We start from the raw sequence: 20,102 nt of genomic DNA, 5'->3' as shown, positions 1-20,102 counted from the left end.
TATGAGCGACCTTCGTTCGACAACGCGACCCCTGCTGACCCGCGCCCGCATCGGGGTGCTGATGGGCGGGCAATCGGCGGAGCGCGAAGTCTCGCTCCGGACCGGCGCCGCCGTGCATCGGTCGCTGGTGCGTCGCGGTTACGATGCGGTGGCCATCGATGTCGGCCCGACGCTCTTTCAGGATTTGCGCGAACAGAAGATTGCGGTGGCCTTTCTCGCCTTGCATGGACCGGGCGGGGAAGATGGCGCGATTCAAGGATTCCTGGAAACGCTGGGCATTCCCTACACCGGCTCCGGCGTCCAGGCCAGCGCGATCGGCATGCATAAAGTGACGACGAAAACGCTCCTGGCTGTGGCGCATATTCCTGTGCCGGCCGGCACGGTCGTGAAGCGAGGGAAGACCGTCTCCAGCGCCGCCCTCTTGCGGCCGGCGAAGTTGCGCTGGCCCGTGGTCGTGAAGCCTGCCTCGCAAGGATCCACCATTGGCGTCACGATTGTGCGGAAGCCGTCGCAATGGCGCGAGGCGCTGGCCTTGGCCCATCGGTACGATACGGATGCGATGGTCGAAGCCTATATTCCCGGGCATGAGGTCACGGTCTCGATCATCGGACGGCGCCATGCGGCCCCCTTGGTGCTACCAGCTGTGGAGATCGTGGCGCCTGGCGGGTTCTACGATTTTGCGGCGAAGTATGAAAAGGGAAAAACCCAGTATCTCTGTCCCGCGCCCTTGTCTGCGGCGGTGACCAAGCAGATTCGGGCGCTGGCCTTGCGCACCTATGAGGTGCTGGGCTGTGAAGGGGCGGCCCGGGTCGATTTCCGCATCACGCCGCGCGGCCGTCCGTTCGTCTTGGAGATCAATACGGCGCCTGGCATGACGGAGACGAGTTTGCTGCCGATGGCGGCGGCGAAGGCCACGATCGAGTACGACGAACTGACCGAACGGATTCTGGAGTCGGCGCTCGCGCGTCTGGACCGTTCGTCGGGGGAAGGAGCCACGTCATGAAGCTGTTCATGCGGAAGCGGTCGGCGCGCAACGCTGGCCCGCGGCTGAATCAATGGAAGGGCGCGCGCGCCAGTCAGGCCGCCGATCAACGGCAACAGGCGCGTCGGGAAAAATTATTCTCGCGGGGCCGCCGGGCGCTGCGGATAGGACAATGGATTATCGGTCTGGCAGCGCTGGCCTGGGGATTGACCTTTGTGACTAGAGAGATGGGGCCGGTGCTCCAGGAGTGGCTGGAAATCCAGTCGGTCGAGGTGGAGGGGATCCACCATGTGACGAAGCCGGAAGTGGAGGAGTTGCTGGCCTTGAAGCCTGGCATGGGGCTCCATCAGGTCAGCGTCACCTTTCTGGCTGAGCGAGTGAGGACGCATTCCTGGATCAAAGACGCGGCGGTTGAACGCAGGCTGCCGCATGTGCTGCATGTGACCATCTTAGAGCGCACGCCGACTGCGATCATTCGCACAGGCGTCGATCATTGGCTGAGCGATGAGAACGGGCACCTCCTGGCCAAGCTGGGCAGCCAGGATGATCCTACACTGCCCCTATTGGTCGGACTGGAATCGAAGGCCCTGCTGCTGGGCGATCCACGCGCTCGCAATGCGGTGCAGTCCGGGGTCGTGCTGGCTAAGCTGATCGCCAATACGATCGAGGGGCGGGTCGAAGTGGATCTCGCGAATCCGTCGAATGTGGTGGCGTCGACCGACGGGGTGCGCTTCCAGTTCGGCAACGACTCCTTGGTCGGGCAGTGGGAGCGGTTCCAGAAAGTGAAGCCATCGTTCAGGGCTGTGGCATTCGACGGGCGGAAGCGGGAGGCAAGCGAGATCGATTTGCGTTACGACAACCGTGTCATTGTGCGTGAAAGGGGGTGAGGGCTGTGCCGAAGCGTGATCAGATTCTTGTGGGGTTGGATATCGGGACCACGAAGATCTGCGCCATAGTTTCGGAGGTGACCGATGAGGGGACCCTCAACATCATCGGGGTCGGAACCAGTCCGTCTCGCGGTCTCCGTAAAGGTGTCGTGGTTGATATCGAGAGCACCGTCGAATCGATCAAGAAAGCGGTCGAGGAAGCGGAACTCATGGCGGCGGTTCAGATCAACTCCGTCTATACCGGGATTGCGGGCAGTCACATCTCCGCGGAGAACTGCAAGGGCGTGGTGGCGCTTAAAAAGTCGGAGGTGACGCGGGAGGATATCCAGCGGGCCATCGAGAGCGCGCGGACGCTGGCGGTCATCCCTCACGAGCGGCGGATCCTCCATGTCCTGCCGCGCGAATTCACGGTGGACGGGCAAGAGGGGGTGCGGGAGCCCTTGGGGCTGTCCGGCAACCGCCTTGAGGTCAACGTGCATGTGATTACCGGCGCCGTGACCTCTGCGCAGAACATCATCAAGTGCGTCAATCGCGCGGGGTTGGATGTCGTGGATATCGTGCTGCAGCCCTTGGCCTCCAGTGAAGCGGTGTTGAGCCTGGAAGAGCGGGATCTGGGCGTCGTGATGGTCGATCTCGGCGGCGGGACGACCGATCTCGCGATTTTCCTCGATGGGAGCATCAGACATTCCGCGGTGTTGCCGATCGGCGGGCAGAATTTGACGAAGGATCTCGCGATCGGGTTGCTGACCACGCAGACCGAGGCGGAGAAGATCAAGTTGCAGTACGGGATTGCCCGGACAGAATTGGTGCAGGGCCATGAGACGGTGGAAGTGCCGTCGGTCGGGGATCGCCCTGTCAGGACCTTTTCGCGCCGTGACGTGGCCGAGATTCTTGAGCCGCGGGTCGAAGAAATATTCGAGCTGGTCCGCCGGGAAATCGCGCGCGCCGGCTACGAGGGCATGTTGGGGGCCGGGGTGGTGATTACCGGGGGCACGTCGTTGCTGGAAGGGATGCCCGATGCGGCAGAGAAGGTCTTGAATCTTCCCGCCCGCCGCGGCGCGCCATCCGGGATCGGCGGCCTGCGCGAGATCGCCAGTAATCCCATGCATGCCACGGGAGTCGGTCTGCTGCTCCATGCCAGGCACCATGCCCAGGAGATGGCCACGGCGGGGCTGCGCGGCAGGCGGCCGTTGAGTAAGGCGTTTGATCGTATGAAGTCTTGGATGTTCGAGTTCTTTTAACCGTGAGGCGAGACGGCAGGCCGTTCCGCGTATTTTATCAAGGGAGGTGTCCCAATGTTTTCATTCGAAGAGGATGTGGTCTCCCCTGTCCGGATCAAAGTGATCGGTGTCGGTGGCGCCGGCTGTAACGCCATCAATACGATGATCCTGTCCGGATTGGCGCGGGTCGATTTCATTGCGGCGAATACCGATCTGCAGGCGTTGGATCGGTCGCGGGCTTCTTATAAGGTGCAATTGGGTCCTGATCGGACCAGGGGGCTCGGGGCCGGGGCGAAGCCGGAAGTCGGGAAAGATTCGGCGCTGGAAAGCAAAGATCAGATCCGGGAATGTCTCGAAGGCGCCGACATGGTGTTCGTGACGGCGGGCATGGGCGGCGGGACCGGGACCGGCGCGGCGCCGATCGTGGCGAGCATCGCGCGCGAACTCGGGATCCTGACGGTCGGGGTCGTGACCAAGCCGTTTTCCTACGAAGGCCATCGCCGGATGCTGCATGCGGATGAAGGGATTCGCGATCTTCGCCGCCATGTGGATACCCTGCTCGTGATTCCGAATCAGCGCTTGCTGGGCATCGTGGATAAATCCACGCCGCTGCTCGAAGCCTTTAAGGTGGCCGATGACGTCCTTCGCCAGGCGATCCAGGGAATTGCGGACGTGATCACGACGACCGGCCATGTGAACGTGGACTTTGCCGATGTGCGCACCGTGATGTCCCATACGGGCCGGGCTGTGATGGGCATGGGCGTCGCGCGCGGGACGAACCGGGCGATTGAGGCGGCGCAGAAAGCGATCTGCAGTCCCTTGCTGGAGGAAGGCAGTGTCGAGGGAGCGCGCGGGGTGTTGCTGAACATCACCGGCGGACCGAACATGTCGCTGCACGAGATCGAGGAAGCGGCCATGATCGTCCAGCAGACAGCCGATCCGGAAGCCAACATCATCGTCGGACAGGTGATCAATCCCGATATGGGCGACGACCTGGTTGTGACAGTGATTGCCACAGGATTTGAGCGGGAAGAGCTGCCCGCGCCGATGCCCGTGATCATGCCGCGGACGGCACGCACCGGACAGCAAGTCATGGCCGGTACCGGCGCCCAGACGGGAGAGCGGGTTTCTGACCGGACGAGCAAAGATCTCGACCGCCCGACATTTTTGCGGCGGATGAGCGATTCGCGGGAATCGATGGAGCGAGTGGCCGTGGTGGCGGACGATGAGTGGGACGTCCCGACATTTTTGCGCAAGCAGGTCGACTAAGCCGGCCGGTTTCCCACGGGTGAGTCCTGTGAACGGAGTATGGCCATGAGTGCAGCGGTCATTACGGTTCCTGCCTTTGCGTCCGCGCGGGACGGAATCCGGCATTTTTTCGGCACGCGCCGCCATGCCGACTCGTTGGCTCTCGCGGTTGGAGTGCCCGCCCGTCAGTCCGGGGCGAAGGGGCGCGGCTGGCTGTTGTCCGTCAAGCAGGTGCATGGGACCGATGCCCTGGTGGTGGATCGGCCGCTGACCGACTCCGACCAGTTCCCCGGCGGGTGGGATGCGTTGGTGACCGACCAGCCAGGCGTGACGGTGGCGGTGCGGACCGCCGATTGCGTCCCAGTGCTCGTGCATGACCCGCGCCGGCGTGTGGTGGCGGCGATTCATGCAGGCTGGCGTGGCGCCGTCGCTGGAATTGTTCCGAAGACGATCGCGTTGATGGCGGCTCGGTTCGGCTCGACGAGTTCGGATCTGCGCATCAGTATCGGCCCCTCCGCCGGTCCCTGTTGTTATGAAGTGGACGAGCCGGTGCTTGAACAACTGCGAGCGGGATTGCCGAAGTGGGAATCGGTGCTGCGGGACTATCAGGGGCATCAGGCGCGGTTGGATCTCAAGGCTCTGATCCGCCGGCAAGTGGAGGAAGAGGGCGTGTCTGCCCCCTCGGTCTCGTCAGTGAATCTCTGCACGATCTGCCATGGGGAACTCTTCTATTCCTATCGGCGGGAAGGTGCGGTGAAGGGGACGATGGTCAGCGGCATTACGCTGGTCTCCGGCAAATAGCCGCCAGCCGCGTCTGCCCTGACATTTGACGGGCGGTTTCGGTAGAATGCCCGAGGACTTTTTGCAAAACGGGAATTCAGCTGTGGCTGATCAGATGCAATGGATTTACGGGCTGGCGGCGCAATCAGCGAGAATGTTCGGGACGTGTTCGAGCAGATCCGGCATGCGACGCAGCGATCCGGACGGCCCGAAGGGAGCGTGCGCCTCGTCGCGGCGACGAAATCGGTGGGGCTGGAGCAGATCCGCGAGGGCATCGCGGCGGGATTGACGATCCTCGGTGAGAACCGCCTCCAGGAGGCGCTTCCCAAAATCGAGGCGTTGCGGGGACTGCCGATCCAGTGGCATTTTATCGGTCATTTGCAGCGGCGCAAGGTCCGGTCGGTCGTGGGGGTCTTCGACTTGATCCATTCGGTCGATAGTCTCGAACTGGCGGAGGAGATCGATAAACGGGCGCAGGAAGCAGGGATCAGGCAAGCGGTGTTGCTGGAAGTGAATCTTGAAGGGGAGCCGACGAAGTCGGGCTTTCAGCCAGACGAACTTGTGCGTCTGTTGCCGCAAGTGGGGGCTCTGTCCCACGTGGAAGTCAGGGGACTTATGGCGATTCCTCCTCCGGTCAGCGAGCCGGAGCAGGCCCGTTCCTCCTTCCGTCGTTTACGGGAGTTGGCCGAGCGTCTCTCGCGCCAAGGGATCAGCACAGTCTCATTGAAGGAATTGTCGATGGGCATGTCGAGCGATTATCCCGTGGCAGTCGAAGAGGGAGCCACGATGGTTCGGGTCGGTACGGCGATATTTGGAGCAAGGCATGTCTAATTCAACGATCACCAACAAGATTGCATTTATCGGGGGCGGCCAGATGGCCGAGGCCTTGATCGGCGGTCTGCTTGCGGGCCAGCTCTGCCCTGCCGAGTCGATCTGGGCGACCGATCCGGTTACTGCGCGTTGCGATCACTTGAAAAGCCAGTTCGGCGTTCGGGTCGGCTCTGCCAACCGTGAGGCGATCGCCTGGGCCGATGTGGTGGTCTTGGCGGTGAAGCCCCAGACGCTTCCTGCTGTGTTGAGCGAGCTGGGCCCGGCCCTGGCCCAGTCCCTGGTGATTTCGATTGTGGCGGGCGTGACGATCAAGACCATCGCGGAACAGATGGGCGGGGCGATGAGGGTCGTGCGGGCCATGCCGAATACTCCGGCCTTGGTTCGGGAGGGGATGACCGCCCTGGCCTTGGGCAGCGCGGTCTCTGAAGAGGACAGTCGATTGGCTCGGACGGTATTCGAAGCGGTCGGACGGGTAGTGTTGGTCGAAGAACGATTGATGGATGCTGTGACAGGATTGAGCGGCAGCGGCCCGGCCTATGTGTTTCTTGCCATTGAGGCCCTGGCTGACGGGGGCGTCCAGATGGGGCTCCCGCGGCAGACGGCCGAACTGCTTGCCGCCCAAACCGTGCTCGGCGCGGCCCGGCTGGTGTTAGAGTCGGGAGTGCATCCCGCGCAACTCAAAGATCGGGTGGCCTCACCAGGAGGCACCACCATTGCCGGGCTGTATCAACTTGAACAGGGGAGCTTCCGGGCGACGTTGATGGCGGCCGTCGAAGCGGCGACGATACGATCGAAGGAGCTGGGATACTGATGTTTGTTGCAGGGAATGTCATCACGGCGATTGCGACGATTCTCGATTATGTGTTGTGGCTCTATATGTGGGTGATCATCGCGCGAGCCCTGATCTCCTGGGTCAACCCGGACCCCTGGAATCCCATCGTGCAATTTCTCGATCGCGCGACCGAGCCGGTCTTGGCGCCGATTCGTGGATGGGTCGGCTGGCGCATGGGGATCGATCTATCGCCGATCATCGTGATTCTGATCATTACGTTTTTGCAGATCGCAGTTGTGCAATCACTCAAGGAATTGGCCCTGAGGATGAACTGAGATGACCAGGGGGGATGCCATGAGAATTACACCGCTCGATATTCAGCAAATGGTCTTCAGGGTCGGCTTTCGCGGGTACGACAAGGACGAGGTCAATCGCTTTCTTGAAGAGCTGGCGCAGACGGTCGAATCGTTGAACCTGGACTGTACGGTCCAGCGAGAACGGATCCTGTCGCTGGAGCAGCAGCTTGCCGAGCTGAAGCGGACGGAATCGACCCTGTCGAGCACGCTCTTGTCGGCGCAGTCGCTGGCGGAGGATTTGAAGCGGAATGCGCAGCGCGAGGCGGACCTGGTCGTCAAGGAGGCCGAGCTGAAGGCCGGCGAATTGATCCGTCAGGCCAGAGTCGATCTGACTGATACACAGCGGGATCTGTCGGCGCTCCAGAAACAGCGGTTGCTCATGGTCGAACGGTTGCGCGCGTCGCTGCGGATGTTCGAGCGGATGTTGGAAGTGGAAGAGCAGGAAGCGTTTCATGACGCCGCGACCGCATCGGAGAACAAGTTGGCGGGAGAGTCTCGACCGGCCTTGTGATGGGTTCGACCCGGCCGCCGCTCCCCCTTCGCTGATGCGTTCCCCTGTGCGCTTCGCGCCGCCCGCCGCCAGCAGATTTCCCCACCGATAACTGGTTGTCGTGCCTATGGCTACTCCACAACATATTGCAGCGGCCTTGCAATCGGCCATCGATGAGGGGGTCTTTCCCGGCGCCCAATTGGCGGTGCGTCTGCGTGGCAAGCTGCAATGTCTGCTGGTGGCAGGACGATTGTCGTCGGAGCCTCCCGGCCTTCCCGTGCAAGCGTCCACGATCTATGACTTGGCCTCTCTCACGAAGCCGCTGGTGACGGTCACCTCGCTCTTGCTCCTGACTCAGCGCGGAAAGATTGCGCTCGATGACTCCCTGCAACAGATCTTTGCAGAGTTGGAAGGGGCGCCGATCGGGCAGGCGACGGTGCGGGATCTTCTGGCCCATCGCTCAGGCTTGCCGGGCTGGCGGCCGTTGTATGAGAGGCTTGAAGCGCGGGGTCTGGTTCCTGGAGAGGTTGGCGGCAATCAGTCCATCAAGTCGGCAATGCTGGAGCTGATTCGTGACGAACCGTTGATCTACGAACGGGGCGAGCGAAGTCTCTACAGCGACCTTGGGTTTATCCTGCTGGGCTTGTTGGTGGAGCGTCTCAGTGGAATGGCCTTGGACCGCTGGTGTGAAGAAACGATCGCAAGGCCGCTGGGAGCCGATCCATTGTTATTTTTCCCCGTAACAAGGAACGGGCAAGTTCCCATCGATGTGGCAAGAATTGCTCCGACTGAGCGGGACGAGAGGCGCCAGCGGCTATTGCGCGGCGAGGTGCATGACGAAAATGCTGGGGCGATGGGCGGGGTTGCGGGCCATGCAGGACTATTCGGGACCGCCGAGTCTGTGCTGGCTGTGTCAGGGGCCTGGCTCAGCGCCTATCACGGGAAAGAGTCGATGCTGGATGGCGCGTTGGTCAGGCAGTTTACAGCGCGTCAAACATCGGCCTTCCAATCCAGTTGGGCCTTGGGATGGGATACTCCGTCTGCTCCGTCCTCTTCTGGAGCCTATTTTTCCGAGCAGTCGTTCGGGCATCTCGGCTATACCGGGACGTCGCTGTGGATCGATCCACTGTCAGAATTGGAAGTGGTGCTGCTCTCCAACCGGGTCCACCCCAGCCGGAAGAACGAGAAGATTAAGATTTTCCGCCCGCTCATTCACGATCTCGTGTACAGGGAGTTTGTGGCGAGGGCATGACGCTGAAAAAATCCGTCAGCCTCGTTCTCGGCTCATCGAAATCCTCAACGTACCCTGAGGGTACGCCTCCGGTTTCGACTCGCCTGCGGCCTTGCTGACGGCCTTTTTGAGCGTCCTGCGAGCGGTTGTTCTGTTGTGTGAGGCGTGTGGGCCAGTGAAGCGCTGGTATGCCTGGGCTTGCCGGGATAATCAGGGGTTACGCCAGGTCTTGATAATCGACCCAGGTTTCTTTTTCGGCGAGATACTTCGTGCCTTTGAAGTTGGCGCGGGTTCTCAGTTTGCTAAAGCCGAATCCCTGCATCGCTCCGATGAGTTCCTGTACGGCAGCGCCGATGGTCGGATGCGAGTGCCCTTCGACCGTCAGGGCTTCATACATCGTCTTGGCGGCGTAGCCGGAGGGGGTTCGATTGACGAGGACGGCGCGATTGAAATACCGGTCGCTCGGATCGACTCCTTCAACCTGGTGCTTTTCGACGAGACCTTCTTTTTTGAAGAGCAGGGGCAGCGAACTCATCACGACCTCCATGACAGGCAAGTGGAATGGCCCAGGGCTCCGATTATAGGGAGAGGCCCTGCCGACTGCAAGCCGTTGACATCCGTGTAGCGCCCTCCTATCATTCCCCCCCGCTACGGCAGAGGATATGTTCCGGAAAATATGAATATCCCCAACAGTTTGACCATCCTCCGGATCCTCCTGATTCCCTGCTACGTCGGGTTGTTGGTCTACGGCCGGTTCGATCAGGCGTTGATCGTGCTGATTGTGGCGGGCATCACCGATGCGCTCGATGGGGCGATCGCCCGCATCACGAATCAGCATACGAAGCTGGGGGCTGTGTTGGATCCCTTGGCCGACAAGCTGCTCCTCACGTCCGGATTTATCACGCTCTCGTTGATTCATTTGATCCCCTCGTGGGTCACCATCCTCGTGGTCAGCCGGGATGTGATCTTGATGCTGGGAACGGCGGTGGCGCACGTCACGGATTCTCATGTGGATATTACCCCCACGTTCCTGGGCAAGGGCACGACGCTGCTCCAGCTATCCTATATCGTGATGGTGATATTCCTGAGTTCCCATCACGTCAATCCCGCCGTCATGCCGCCGCTGTTGTTCTGCATGGTCTCCTTTACTCTCATGTCCGGGCTGCATTACCTCTACCGGGGCTATCGGCACACGAGTGCGACCACTAGCTAAGGTGTTGCCGTGTGTGAGCCCGCGTGTCTGGCTCCCTGCGCAAAAATTCTGCATTTGTTTGACAGGTTTTCTGGTGGCCCGTAGACTCGCCTGACAGGTATTTCCCTCTCTACAACCGGCCGGGGCGGCTGCATCGAAGGGCGAGTGTTGCATATGGCGACCTTTGCGTATGTCGGGCGAACCAGGTCAGGCGCTTCCAAAAAGGGCGAGCTGAGCGCAAAAACCCGCGATGAGGCGGTGGACCAGCTTCGCAAGCAAAGTGTCGTCGTTACTAGCCTCGAAGAGAAGAAAGGCGGCGCCGGCGGATTCAAGATCAGTTTCGGGTCCGGCCTTACCGATAAAGATCTGGTCGTCTTTACGCGACAATTCGGCACGATGATCAACGCCGGTCTGCCTTTGGTGCAGTGTCTCGAAATCCTCTCGACCCAATCTGAGAATAAAGTGCTGCGAGAGACGATCGGGGAAGTGAAGAATCAGGTGGAAGCCGGTTCGACCTTTTCTGACGCCTTGCGGCGCCACCCGAAAGTCTTCGACGATCTCTACGTCAACTTGGTGCATGCGGGCGAAGTCGGAGGTCTACTCGACACGATCTTGACGCGTCTCGCCAAATACATTGAAAAGGCGATGAAGCTGAAAGGGCAGATCAAGTCTGCCATGATTTATCCCGCGTCGATTATGGGCGTGGCGGTGATTGTGATCACGGTGCTCATGTTGTTCGTCATTCCCATCTTTGCCAAGATGTTCCTGGAGCTGTCGAATGGGAAAATGGCTCTGCCCGGTCCGACGCAAGTGGTCATCGATACCAGCAATTTTTTCATCGCGTACTGGTACGTCATTCTTGGGGCCATTGTGGGGACGGTTGTGGGGGTGAAGAAATACTATGCGACCGCTCAAGGGCGGAAGGTCATCGATACGTTGCTGCTCAAGCTGCCGGTGGTTGGAGATTTAATCCGGAAAGCTTCGGTCGCCAAGTTCACCAGGACCCTGGGAACCCTCCTTGGTAGCGGTGTGCCGTTGCTGGATGGCTTGACTATCTGTGCCAAGACCGCGGGGAATAAGGTGATTGAAGAGACCCTGTTCAGCGCCCGCATCAGTATCAGCGGGGGTAAGACGATCGCCGATCCCTTGGCCGCCAGCGGGGTCTTCCCGAAGATGGTGACGCATATGATCGCCGTCGGCGAGTCGACCGGCGCGTTGGACAGCATGTTGGGGAAAATCGCAGATTTTTACGAAGACGAAGTGGATCAGGCTGTGGCTTCTCTGACCTCATTGCTGGAGCCGGCGATGATGGTGTTCTTGGGAATTGTCATTGGATTTATCGTGATCGCGATGTATCTCCCGATCTTCAAAATGGCTTCTGCCATCGGCTAGGTCGGCGTGCGGTTTCGCTCCCTGCCTGAAAGGCCCGATCCCTTGTCTTCGGGGAGCGAGGGGGCCTGTCTCGCTTCAGGGCTCTTCCTTCTTCCACCGCGGTCTTCCACTCATGAATGATTTGCGCATAAGGCTGTATTGGCTCATGGGGCTTCGGATGGCCCTGGTGACCCTGATGCTCGGCCTGTCCCTCGCTTTCCAGGTTGTGAAGGGCGGGCGGATCGACACGTTCTACGCCCTGATCATTGCGACCTATCTGCTGACGATCCCCTCCGTCTTTCTGCTCCGTGCCCTGACCGCCCCACTCGTCCTGACGATATTTTTCTGGGTGCAGGTCGGGATCGATTTTCTCCTTGAGACGGTGCTGGTGGCCAGGACCGGAGGAGTCGAGAGTCCCTTTGCGGTGCTCTATGTCATGACTGTGGCGGTGGCCAGCCTAGTCCCCCGCCGGCGGGTGGGGCTGCTGGCCGCCTGTTTCGGCATCATTCTGTTCGGGCTCTTAACGAACGTTCAGCTCTATGGTCTGGTGGAGGGGTGGGGGTGGATGATGCCGAGCCGGCTGGCGGCGCCTGAAACCTTTCAAACCTTCGGCATCTATGCACTCGCCCTTCTGGTCGTCGGGATTCTTGGCGGCACCTTGGCGGACCAGCTGCAGCAGGCGGACCAATCGTTGCGGGAGAAGGAGCAGGGGCTGAGCCGGCTCCAAGTCTTTCACGAAAATATCGTTCGCAGCATCAGCAGCGGCGTGTTTACGGCAGATGCCACGGGCTGCATTACCTCGTTCAATCCGGCGGCAGAGGAAGCCACCGGCTACACGATTGCGCAAGTGGCAGGCCGTCCCTGGCGCGAGATCTTCAACTGGCACCCGGATCAGGAATCAGACGAGTCGCTCGGCGACGCCTTGCTGACGACGACACGGTTTGAAGTGGAATGTACGAGGGCGGACGGCAATCGCCTGATCCTCGGTCTGACCCTGTCCCCTTTGCATGGGCAGGGGGCGCAGACCGGGTTGGTCGGCGTATTCAAAGACTTGACGCAGATTCGGGATTTGGAAGAGGAGATGCGGCGCAAGGATTGGCTGGCGAGTTTAGGCGAGATGTCGGCCGGGATGGCCCATGAAATCAGGAATCCTCTTGGCGCGCTGGCTGGTGCGATGCAAATGCTCCGGCGGGATGCCACGGGAGACGAAACCAATGGCCGGCTGATGGACATCGCCATTCGGGAGGCGACCAGACTCGACAACATCATTGCCGAATTCCTCCAGTACGCGCGCCCGCCGGCGCTCAATCTCGCCGAGCATGACCTCAATAAAGTGCTTGCTGAGACACTCGATCTCGTTCAACATGAAGCGCGCGCCCGTTCGAACATCAAAATTGTGACGACATTGGCTGCCGAGGCGCTGGCGGCGCAGGTTGATCAGAATCAGCTCCGCCAGGTCTTCTGGAATATGGCCACGAACGCCTTTGAGGCGATGCCGGAAGGCGGGCAGTTGACGATCTCGACGAGCTGCCGCCACATTGATATCGCGGGCCGCAAGAGCGACGTCATCGAAATTGCGTTTCACGACACCGGGGAAGGTATTCCCAAACAGAATCTCGATAAAATCTTTCTTCCGTTTTTTACGACGAAGAAAGAAGGCTCGGGGCTGGGTCTCGCCGCCGTGCATCGCATCGTCGATCTGCATGGGGGCTGGATCAAGGTCGATAGCCGGGCGGGGCATGGCTCGCGGTTTGTGGTATGTATGCCGCGGTCCGGCGCTGCCGGGGTGCGGTTGTGGCATGAGGGACGAACGCCGTGGAAAAGATCCTAGTCGTCGACGACGAAAAAGGTCTGCGCGAGGTCTTGAACATCATGCTCACGCGCGCGGGCTATGCCGTGACCGAAGCCTCGGACGGCGAAGAGGCCATCGGGTATGTGAGCCGGGAGATTTTCGATCTCGTGATCACCGACCTCCGTATGCCGAAAGCCGACGGCATGGCGGTGCTGAAGGCGGTGAAGTCGTCGTCTCCTGAAACCGTGGTGCTCGTCATCACGGCGTATGCGAGCGCGGATTCGGCGGTCGATGCAATGAAGCAGGGCGCCTACGACTACCTGACCAAGCCGTTTCAGATCGATGAAGTGCAGTTGATCATTCGCAACGCGCTGGAGAAGCGACGGCTCTCGACGGAAAATATTCTTTTGAAGCGCGAAATGGCGAGCCAATCGTCGTTTGCGCAAATCATCGGCCAGAGCGAGGCGATCCAGAAGGTGTTCGACGTGGTGCGCAAGGTCGCAGACGCCAAGAGCAATGTGCTGATTTGCGGGGAGAGCGGGACCGGCAAGGAGCTGGTGGCGCGGGCGATTCACTACAACAGCGCCAGGAGCCCCATGCCGTTTGTGGCGGTGAATTGCAGCGCGGTGCCGGAGACCCTGCTCGAAAGCGAGCTTTTCGGCCATATGAAGGGCTCCTTTACCGGCGCGATGGCCAATAAAGCCGGCTTGTTCGAGGTCGCCAATGGCGGCACCGTGTTCCTGGATGAAATCGGCGATACCACCCCGACGATTCAAGTGAAGCTGTTGCGCGTCATTCAGGAGCGGGAGTTCCGTCGTGTGGGAGGAACACAGGACGTGAAGGTGGATGTGCGTATCGTGGCTGCGACCAATAAGGATCTTGAGAAGGCGGTGGCCGATGGCTCCTTCCGTGAGGATTTATACTACCGGCTGGATGTCATCCCGATCAGGCTTCCGCCCTTGCGGCTTCGAACCGGAGATATCCCGTTGCTGGCCAAACATTTCCTGGAGAAGTTTTCTCAGGAAAGCGGCAAGCCGGCCCCGGTCTTGACGCCGGAGGCGATGCACGTGCTCTTGGGCCATGAGTGGCGCGGCAACGTGCGGGAGCTCGAAAACTTGATCGAGCGGGTGGTCGCGTTTTCCGCCGGGGCGCCCGTGTCGGATGCCGATATTCGCGGCTGGCTCCATCCGCCGGTGGTTGCGCCACAGCCGCATGGGGTCCCGACGGATCTGCCGGAGGCTGGGGTGGATTTGGAAGGGCTGATTAACGGCATTGAAAAAGATTTGCTCTTGCAGGCGCTCGAGCGGACCAGCTGGGTCAAGAAAAAGGCCGCCAGGCTCCTCAAGCTCAATACGCGATCGCTCCGCTATCGATTAGAGAAGTATGCGATCAAGGGAGGCCGTGATTAATCCGCCACTGCGTTCCTCGGAGCTCACCGTTTTCGCTCCGGCCAAAATCAATGTCATCCTCCGTGTTCTCGACCGCCGTCCCGACGGGTTCCACAATCTCTGGTCGATCATGCAGACGGTCGGGCTCGAAGACGAGGTGCGGATCAGGCTCTGTCCCGACCGGCCTGGCATCCATTTGAGCTGCGATGCCGTGCAGTTGGCGGCGGATCAGAGCAATCTCGTCTATCGCGCCGCCGCCGCGGTCTTGGCGCGAGCCCGGCAATCGATCGGTCTCGACATTGCACTGCGGAAGCGCATTCCCATGGGCGCGGGTCTGGGTGGGGGGAGTAGCGATGCCGCCGCGACGATTATCGGATTGAACCGCCTGTTGCGGTTGGGCTGGTCGTCGCTGGAGATGGCTGATGTCGGGCAAGCGCTGGGGAGCGATGTGCCCTTCTTTCTCTTTGCTCCCTCGGCATTTGTGGCCGGTCGGGGCGAAACGGTTCGTCCAGTCGTGGTTGAAGGGGTTCGCTGGGTCCTGTTGGTCAACCCAGGGTTCGGGGTCAATACCAAGTGGGCCTACCAGGAATTGGCGGCTGCCAGGACCGGAGTCACGTCTTTATCCCAGATCCAGCACGAGCTCGACCGGCAGGCACGGGTGAGTTGGCCGCAATTGGCTGCCGCAGCCGCGAATGACTTCGAGTCCCCGGTCTTTGCTGCGCATGGGAAGCTCAGGGAGATTAAGCAGCACCTGCAGGCGCAAGGGGCTGAGATTGCGTTGTTATCCGGAAGCGGGGCGACGGTGTTCGGGGTCTTTGCGGATGAAGCGGCCGCGCGTCTGGCTCACGCCACGTTTGCGGGTGAGCAGGGAATGGCCTTGTTTGTCGTCCCGACCTGTTCCGGTCCACTCCTCGTGCAGGAGGGGCCTCCGCGATAGGCCTCGGTTGACAACCTTCCGTGCATTCCGTTACAGTCTGACCCCTTAGTTGGCTTCCTCAATAGCGCGCAGTTCAGAGGGGTAGGCGAGCAGTGCTGTTGCGCCTGCCGAATGTCCGCCGTCGAGACGAACCACGCAACGAAATCAGAATCTTAGCAGTTGCATCCAAAGGACCATCTGGGAAATCAATGAGTCGAGAGATCAAGATATTCTCCGGTAATGCGAATCCGGCCCTGGCCCATGAGATTTGCGCCTATCTCGGGATAAAGCTCGGCGAGGCCACGGTTGCGTCATTTAGTGACGGTGAGATTCGCGTCAAGATCGAGGAAAACGTGCGCGGCGCCGACGTCTTCGTCGTGCAGTCCAGCTGTCAGCCGGTCAATGACTCCCTGATGGAGTTGTTGATCATCATTGACGCGCTCAAACGGTCTTCCGCGAACCGCATCACCGCAGTCATCCCCTATTTCGGCTATGCCCGGCAGGATCGCAAGGACCAGCCGCGGGTGCCTATTTCAGCGAAGCTCGTGGCTGATCTGATCAGCACGGCTGGCACGGACCGTGTCCTCACGATGGACCTCCATGCGGGGCAGATTCAGGGATTCTTCAATATCCCGGTGGACCATCTCTACGCGCTTCCGGTCTTGCTGGATTACATTACCAAGCAAAAGGTCAGTGATCTGGTGGTGGTGTCTCCGGATGCCGGTGGCGTGGAACGAGCCAGAGCATTTGCGAAACGGCTTCAAGCGAATTTGGCCATTATCGACAAGCGGCGTGAAGGACCCAACCAGACGCAGGTGATGAATATCATCGGCGACGTCGCGGGCAAGAGCGCGCTTTTGTTGGACGACATGATCGACACGGCCGGCACCATCGTGAAGGGGGCGCAGGCCTGTCTCGATAAAGGGGCGCGGGAAGTCTGGACCGCGTGCACCCATGCCGTGCTGACCGGGCCGGCGTTGGACCGGATTCAGCAGTCCTGCCTGAAGCAGGTGATCGTCACCAATTCGATTCCATTGCGGGGCAAGGAAAAGATCTGTCCGAAGTTGCATCAATTATCGGTCGCGCCACTCTTGGGTGAAGCGATCCGGCGTATCCATGAAGATGAGTCGGTCAGTTCATTGTTTGCCTAGCTCGAGATCACAGCATCTGAAGATTAGCGAGAAGGGGACGGAGGAGTACCATGAAATTTGAACTAGCAGTCACAGTAAGAGAAACAACGGGCAAAGGTGCGGCGCGCCAGCTTCGGCGGGAAGGCAAGATCCCCGGCGTGTTGTACGGGCAGGGCGAATGCCTGATGTTGACGATTGAGCCGGATAGCTTGGTCAAGATTTTGAAGGCCCAGTCTGGAGGGTCCGCGCTCGTGTCGCTCACGTTGACCGGCGCGAAGTCCAAACCGAAACGGACCGCGCTCTTGCGCGATTTTCAGGTCGATCCGGTCGAGGGCAACGTCCTGCATGCGGATTTGTTCGAAATTTCGATGAATAAGCCGATTCGCGTCAAGGTACCCCTGCATTTGACCGGCGGCGTGCCGGCCGGCGTCAAGGAAGGCGGTATCCTGCACCACAATATGCGTGAGTTGCATATTGAATGTCTGCCGGATGTGTTGCCGGACTTCATCGAAGTCGATGCGTCGGGTCTCAACATTTCTCAGGGTCTCCACCTGAAAGATGTGGTCGTGCACGAAGGGATCCGCTATCTCGACGATCCTGAGCAGATGGTGGTGAGCGTGGCGGCGCCGATCACGGAAGCCAAGCTGGAGTCGCTCCTTGCGAGCGGCGTAGCCGGTGCGGAGGGCGGGAAAGAGCCTGAAGTGGCCGCGAAGGGCAAAGTTGAAGGCGCGGCTGGTGGCGATGCGGCGAAGGCTGGCGCGGCTGCCGATGCCAAGGGCGGCGACAAAAAGGGCGCTGCTGCACCAAAAGCTGAGAAGAAAGAAACCGAAAAGAAGAAGTAACATTGCGTCTCATTGTTGGGCTGGGCAATCCGGGCGCTTCCTATGCCCAGACCCGCCACAACGCAGGCATGTGGGTCATCGAGCGGGCAGCCGCTCGGTGGTCCATCCGTCTCTCCAGGCGCGGGATGGCCCAGCGCGGCTCGGGACGGCTCGGGTCGGAACTCCTCGAACTCGCCGGCACGCTCGACTGGATGAATCTTACCGGTCCTCAGCTCAAAGGTCTCCTTCGCGAGTATTCACTCACCGCCGACGACCTCATCCTCATCCACGACGATCTGGACCTTGACCTGGGACGTCTCCGGATCAAGCAGGGCGGCGGGCATGGGGGGCATAACGGAATCAAGTCGGTCATTGAGGCGATCGGGACGCCGGAGTTTGTGCGGATCAAGGTTGGAATCGGCCGACCGGCCCCGCGTCAGGATTCAGCGGATTACGTGCTGCAGGCCTTCACGAAAGAAGAGGTCGAGGTCTTAAACCCCTGTCTGGAGCGCGCCGTCGACGCCTTGGAATGTCTGATCCACCGGGGGACGGCTGTGGCGATGAACCAGTTTAATATACGGGAGAAGCCGGGGGACGATGCGGGGGCGCATCCCGGCTGAGCGCATGGGTAGGAGCGCTTCCCCCTTTGATTTGACAGTTTCTTCAAGGCTATGGTAGTTTCACCCTTTCGCGCTGGCTGAACCAGCGCGCCTACACCTTGCTCCCGACTTGTTCGGGGGCCTTTGTCCAGGAGGATTGCCGCATGGAGCTCTACGAGTCTCTGTTCATTATTCGTACGTCTATCTCCGATGAGGAGACCGCTGCCCTGATCGCCAAGATGAAGGCAGTGGCGGAAAAGACCGGCGCACAGTTCATCAAATCTGAAAACTTGGGCAAGAAAAAGCTCGCCTACGAGGTGAAGCGGGAGCGGAAGGGCACGTACGCCTACTTCTACTTCAGAGCCCCCAGTATCACGGTTGGTGAATTGGAGCGGTCCTATCGGTTGGAAGACCCCATCATCAAGTTTTTGACCGTCCATCTGAAAAAAGAACTGGTGGCGCCACGTCCGCTCGAGGCGTCATCGGAGGAGTTCGCCGGTGGCCGGGTTTAACAAAGTCATCCTCATCGGGAACCTCACGAGGAATCCCGAGTTGCGGTATACGCCGAACGGGACGCCGGTGGCCAGTCTGGGCCTGGCGGTCAGCCGGCGCTATAAGCAGGGCGAGGAATTGAAAGAGGAAGTCTGTTTTGTCGACATTGTGGTGTTTGGCAAGCAAGCGGAACATTGCGGACAGTATCTTAGTAAGGGGAGCGGGGTCATCGTCGACGGGCGGCTGCAGCAGCGCCGGTGGGAAACGGAAGACGGCCAGAAGCGCAGCAAGCACGAGGTGGTGGCCCAAACGGTAACGTTCATGCCGAAGCGCCAGGATGGCGGCGGTGGGGCTGAGGCGCCGGCGCATGATGATGTCGGCTATGAACCCGAAGAGCACGTCTAACAGAGAGGGAGACGGTTATGGAGCGTGAACAGGGCGGAGATCGTGACGGTGGCGGCGGACGGTTTTTTCAACGCCGCAGGCCTTGTCGGTTTTGCATCGAAAAAGGGGCGATTGATTTCAAAGATGTCGGCTTGCTGAGAAACTTTTTGACGGAGCGGGGTCGGATTGTTCCGCGGCGTATCTCCGGCAATTGCATGAGGCACCAGCGCGAATTGACGGCAGCCGTCAAGCGGGCCCGGCACATCGCCCTCATCAGCTTTGCGGAAGAGCGATAGATAACCGGTGACGTTGGGGATGGGAATGCAGGTAGGTGCCACGATGGATTTGCTGACGCCGCTGCTGGCGGACATCACGGACGACGGGCTTTCGCTGGTTGGCGAGGTCACGGCCGAGGAGCTCGGCTTGACCGAGGATGATGCCGCAGCCCGTGGCCCGTTGGCTGTCAGTCTGGACCTGACCAACGTCGAAGGGCTGGTTGCCGTGACCGGTGTGCTGGAAGGCACGATCGTGCGCGAGTGCGTGCGGTGTTTGAAACAGTATGAAGATCCCTTGGCTTTCTCTGTGCGGGCGGCCTTTATCCCGGAGCCCAAACCCGCGTCGAAGCATCCGAAGCGTGTCGATCCCAGAAAGGCGCGCGAGGAGGCCGCAGCGGCCGAAGAAGAAGAGGACCTGGACGATCAGTATCAATATCAGGGTAACCGTCTCGATCTCGCTCCCATGTTACGCGAACACGTGATCCTGGCCGCGCCGATGCAGCCGATCTGCAGCGACGAGTGTTTGGGGCTGTGCGCGCGATGTGGGAAGAATTTGAATGAGGGGCCCTGTCAGTGTGCCGCGGAACCACCGATCCCGACGTTTCGGGTGGTCCAGAGCATGAAACGCAAGACCGGCGGATCATCAGCCTCCTAGGCCTGACCGCCTGCTACGAAGAGTGAGAAGGAGTTGCCATGCCAAATCCGAAACATAAACATTCACGGGAACGCCGCGATACGCGACGCACCCAGAAATTGCGCATGACCCCTCCGGGCATGTCCGTCTGTCCGCAGTGCCATGAGATCAAGCTGCCGCATTACACCTGCTTGAAGTGCGGAACGTATAAGGGCAAGGCGGTCATCCAGGTCGAAGAGTCCTAGGTCACCGTGCCTGTGGGCGATGCCCGCAGGGTTCGATGGCTCAAGGATCACGACGGGATGATGCCT

The 20,102-nt window shown here is 60.3% G+C and carries 24 protein-coding genes; 23 read left to right on the top strand and 1 reads right to left on the bottom strand.

Annotation, left to right across the window (positions count from 1 at the left end):
* The first annotated feature begins 1 nt into the window (after position 1).
* From NT179_06175 to NT179_06130, 10 genes are all read left to right on the top strand, one after another.
* Positions 2–1,003 (top strand): D-alanine--D-alanine ligase, encoded by a 1,002-nt coding sequence (locus NT179_06175; protein ID MCX5721602.1) that lies wholly within the window; start codon positions 2–4, stop codon positions 1,001–1,003.
* On the top strand, positions 1,000–1,869 hold the full coding sequence (locus NT179_06170; protein ID MCX5721601.1) for an FtsQ-type POTRA domain-containing protein: 870 nt from the start codon (positions 1,000–1,002) through the stop codon (positions 1,867–1,869). The genes NT179_06175 and NT179_06170 overlap by 4 nt, the downstream gene beginning before the upstream one ends.
* Positions 1,866–3,110 (top strand): cell division protein FtsA, encoded by a 1,245-nt coding sequence (ftsA, locus tag NT179_06165; protein ID MCX5721600.1) that lies wholly within the window; start codon positions 1,866–1,868, stop codon positions 3,108–3,110. Before NT179_06170 ends, ftsA begins: the two co-directional genes overlap by 4 nt.
* Positions 3,111–3,164: 54 nt before the next feature.
* Positions 3,165–4,358 (top strand): cell division protein FtsZ, encoded by a 1,194-nt coding sequence (gene ftsZ, locus NT179_06160; GenBank protein MCX5721599.1) that lies wholly within the window; start codon positions 3,165–3,167, stop codon positions 4,356–4,358.
* 45 nt (positions 4,359–4,403) lie between these two features.
* Complete coding sequence (gene pgeF, locus NT179_06155; protein ID MCX5721598.1) at positions 4,404–5,138, top strand: peptidoglycan editing factor PgeF; 735 nt, start codon at positions 4,404–4,406, stop codon at positions 5,136–5,138.
* Between the two features lie 99 nt (positions 5,139–5,237).
* Entirely contained in the window at positions 5,238–5,948 is a 711-nt protein-coding gene (locus tag NT179_06150; GenBank protein MCX5721597.1) for a YggS family pyridoxal phosphate-dependent enzyme, read from the top strand.
* On the top strand, positions 5,941–6,759 hold the full coding sequence (proC, locus tag NT179_06145) for a pyrroline-5-carboxylate reductase (protein ID MCX5721596.1): 819 nt from the start codon (positions 5,941–5,943) through the stop codon (positions 6,757–6,759). The genes NT179_06150 and proC overlap by 8 nt, the downstream gene beginning before the upstream one ends.
* Positions 6,759–7,055, top strand: coding sequence for a YggT family protein (locus NT179_06140; GenBank protein MCX5721595.1), 297 nt, complete (start codon positions 6,759–6,761; stop codon positions 7,053–7,055). The genes proC and NT179_06140 overlap by 1 nt, the downstream gene beginning before the upstream one ends.
* Positions 7,056–7,074: 19 nt before the next feature.
* Complete coding sequence (locus tag NT179_06135) at positions 7,075–7,587, top strand: DivIVA domain-containing protein (GenBank protein ID MCX5721594.1); 513 nt, start codon at positions 7,075–7,077, stop codon at positions 7,585–7,587.
* Between the two features lie 106 nt (positions 7,588–7,693).
* Positions 7,694–8,818: a serine hydrolase gene (locus NT179_06130; protein ID MCX5721593.1), complete on the top strand. Its 1,125-nt coding sequence runs from the start codon at positions 7,694–7,696 to the stop codon at positions 8,816–8,818.
* A gap of 196 nt (positions 8,819–9,014) precedes the next feature.
* Here the strand turns inward: NT179_06130 and NT179_06125 are convergent, their stop codons facing one another.
* Positions 9,015–9,332 (bottom strand): hypothetical protein, encoded by a 318-nt coding sequence (locus NT179_06125; protein MCX5721592.1) that lies wholly within the window; start codon positions 9,330–9,332, stop codon positions 9,015–9,017.
* Between the two features lie 141 nt (positions 9,333–9,473).
* On the opposite strand from NT179_06125, the gene NT179_06120 reads away from it, so the two are divergent.
* From NT179_06120 to rpmF, 13 genes are all read left to right on the top strand, one after another.
* Positions 9,474–10,010, top strand: coding sequence for a CDP-alcohol phosphatidyltransferase family protein (locus NT179_06120; GenBank protein ID MCX5721591.1), 537 nt, complete (start codon positions 9,474–9,476; stop codon positions 10,008–10,010).
* Positions 10,011–10,163: 153 nt separating this feature from the next.
* Positions 10,164–11,381: a type II secretion system F family protein gene (locus NT179_06115; protein MCX5721590.1), complete on the top strand. Its 1,218-nt coding sequence runs from the start codon at positions 10,164–10,166 to the stop codon at positions 11,379–11,381.
* 145 nt (positions 11,382–11,526) lie between these two features.
* On the top strand, positions 11,527–13,191 hold the full coding sequence (locus NT179_06110; protein MCX5721589.1) for an ATP-binding protein: 1,665 nt from the start codon (positions 11,527–11,529) through the stop codon (positions 13,189–13,191).
* Positions 13,176–14,561 (top strand): sigma-54 dependent transcriptional regulator, encoded by a 1,386-nt coding sequence (locus tag NT179_06105; GenBank protein MCX5721588.1) that lies wholly within the window; start codon positions 13,176–13,178, stop codon positions 14,559–14,561. The genes NT179_06110 and NT179_06105 overlap by 16 nt, the downstream gene beginning before the upstream one ends.
* Positions 14,554–15,477, top strand: coding sequence for a 4-(cytidine 5'-diphospho)-2-C-methyl-D-erythritol kinase (gene ispE / locus NT179_06100; GenBank protein ID MCX5721587.1), 924 nt, complete (start codon positions 14,554–14,556; stop codon positions 15,475–15,477). The genes NT179_06105 and ispE overlap by 8 nt, the downstream gene beginning before the upstream one ends.
* Positions 15,478–15,665: 188 nt before the next feature.
* Positions 15,666–16,607, top strand: coding sequence for a ribose-phosphate pyrophosphokinase (locus NT179_06095; GenBank protein MCX5721586.1), 942 nt, complete (start codon positions 15,666–15,668; stop codon positions 16,605–16,607).
* Positions 16,608–16,657: 50 nt separating this feature from the next.
* Positions 16,658–17,428 (top strand): 50S ribosomal protein L25, encoded by a 771-nt coding sequence (locus NT179_06090; GenBank protein ID MCX5721585.1) that lies wholly within the window; start codon positions 16,658–16,660, stop codon positions 17,426–17,428.
* A 2-nt stretch (positions 17,429–17,430) separates the two neighbouring features.
* Positions 17,431–18,027, top strand: a complete 597-nt coding sequence (gene pth, locus NT179_06085) for an aminoacyl-tRNA hydrolase (protein MCX5721584.1) — start codon at positions 17,431–17,433, stop codon at positions 18,025–18,027.
* 143 nt (positions 18,028–18,170) lie between these two features.
* The gene (gene rpsF, locus NT179_06080) at positions 18,171–18,518 is read left to right on the top strand and encodes a 30S ribosomal protein S6 (GenBank protein ID MCX5721583.1); all 348 of its coding nucleotides are present in this window, start codon (positions 18,171–18,173) and stop codon (positions 18,516–18,518) included.
* Positions 18,505–18,903, top strand: coding sequence for a single-stranded DNA-binding protein (locus NT179_06075; GenBank protein ID MCX5721582.1), 399 nt, complete (start codon positions 18,505–18,507; stop codon positions 18,901–18,903). Before rpsF ends, NT179_06075 begins: the two co-directional genes overlap by 14 nt.
* Positions 18,904–18,920: 17 nt before the next feature.
* Positions 18,921–19,178 (top strand): 30S ribosomal protein S18, encoded by a 258-nt coding sequence (gene rpsR, locus NT179_06070; GenBank protein ID MCX5721581.1) that lies wholly within the window; start codon positions 18,921–18,923, stop codon positions 19,176–19,178.
* 43 nt (positions 19,179–19,221) lie between these two features.
* Complete coding sequence (locus tag NT179_06065) at positions 19,222–19,812, top strand: DUF177 domain-containing protein (GenBank protein MCX5721580.1); 591 nt, start codon at positions 19,222–19,224, stop codon at positions 19,810–19,812.
* A 38-nt stretch (positions 19,813–19,850) separates the two neighbouring features.
* Entirely contained in the window at positions 19,851–20,036 is a 186-nt protein-coding gene (rpmF, locus tag NT179_06060; protein ID MCX5721579.1) for a 50S ribosomal protein L32, read from the top strand.
* Positions 20,037–20,102 lie beyond the last annotated feature (66 nt).

The sequence above is a fragment of the Nitrospirota bacterium genome (genome assembly GCA_026387665.1).
GTDB lineage: Bacteria > Nitrospirota > Nitrospiria > Nitrospirales > Nitrospiraceae > Palsa-1315.
This window is presented reverse-complemented; position numbering and strand designations above follow the sequence as displayed.

Bases quoted from the DNA above. Each gene is read 5' to 3' on its own strand.
- NT179_06175 (MCX5721602.1), top strand. From the start codon at position 2: ATGAGCGACCTTCGTTCGACAACGCGACCCCTGCTGACCCGCGCCCGC.
- NT179_06170 (MCX5721601.1), top strand. From the start codon at position 1,000: ATGAAGCTGTTCATGCGGAAGCGGTCGGCGCGCAACGCTGGCCCGCGG.
- ftsZ (MCX5721599.1), top strand. From the start codon at position 3,165: ATGTTTTCATTCGAAGAGGATGTGGTCTCCCCTGTCCGGATCAAAGTG.
- pgeF (MCX5721598.1), top strand. From the start codon at position 4,404: ATGAGTGCAGCGGTCATTACGGTTCCTGCCTTTGCGTCCGCGCGGGAC.
- NT179_06150 (MCX5721597.1), top strand. From the start codon at position 5,238: ATGGATTTACGGGCTGGCGGCGCAATCAGCGAGAATGTTCGGGACGTG.
- proC (MCX5721596.1), top strand. From the start codon at position 5,941: ATGTCTAATTCAACGATCACCAACAAGATTGCATTTATCGGGGGCGGC.
- NT179_06140 (MCX5721595.1), top strand. From the start codon at position 6,759: ATGTTTGTTGCAGGGAATGTCATCACGGCGATTGCGACGATTCTCGAT.
- NT179_06135 (MCX5721594.1), top strand. From the start codon at position 7,075: ATGAGAATTACACCGCTCGATATTCAGCAAATGGTCTTCAGGGTCGGC.
- NT179_06130 (MCX5721593.1), top strand. From the start codon at position 7,694: ATGGCTACTCCACAACATATTGCAGCGGCCTTGCAATCGGCCATCGAT.
- NT179_06125 (MCX5721592.1), bottom strand. From the start codon at position 9,332: ATGAGTTCGCTGCCCCTGCTCTTCAAAAAAGAAGGTCTCGTCGAAAAG.
- NT179_06120 (MCX5721591.1), top strand. From the start codon at position 9,474: ATGAATATCCCCAACAGTTTGACCATCCTCCGGATCCTCCTGATTCCC.
- NT179_06115 (MCX5721590.1), top strand. From the start codon at position 10,164: ATGGCGACCTTTGCGTATGTCGGGCGAACCAGGTCAGGCGCTTCCAAA.
- NT179_06110 (MCX5721589.1), top strand. From the start codon at position 11,527: ATGGGGCTTCGGATGGCCCTGGTGACCCTGATGCTCGGCCTGTCCCTC.
- NT179_06095 (MCX5721586.1), top strand. From the start codon at position 15,666: ATGAGTCGAGAGATCAAGATATTCTCCGGTAATGCGAATCCGGCCCTG.
- NT179_06090 (MCX5721585.1), top strand. From the start codon at position 16,658: ATGAAATTTGAACTAGCAGTCACAGTAAGAGAAACAACGGGCAAAGGT.
- rpsF (MCX5721583.1), top strand. From the start codon at position 18,171: ATGGAGCTCTACGAGTCTCTGTTCATTATTCGTACGTCTATCTCCGAT.
- rpsR (MCX5721581.1), top strand. From the start codon at position 18,921: ATGGAGCGTGAACAGGGCGGAGATCGTGACGGTGGCGGCGGACGGTTT.
- NT179_06065 (MCX5721580.1), top strand. From the start codon at position 19,222: ATGGATTTGCTGACGCCGCTGCTGGCGGACATCACGGACGACGGGCTT.
- rpmF (MCX5721579.1), top strand. From the start codon at position 19,851: ATGCCAAATCCGAAACATAAACATTCACGGGAACGCCGCGATACGCGA.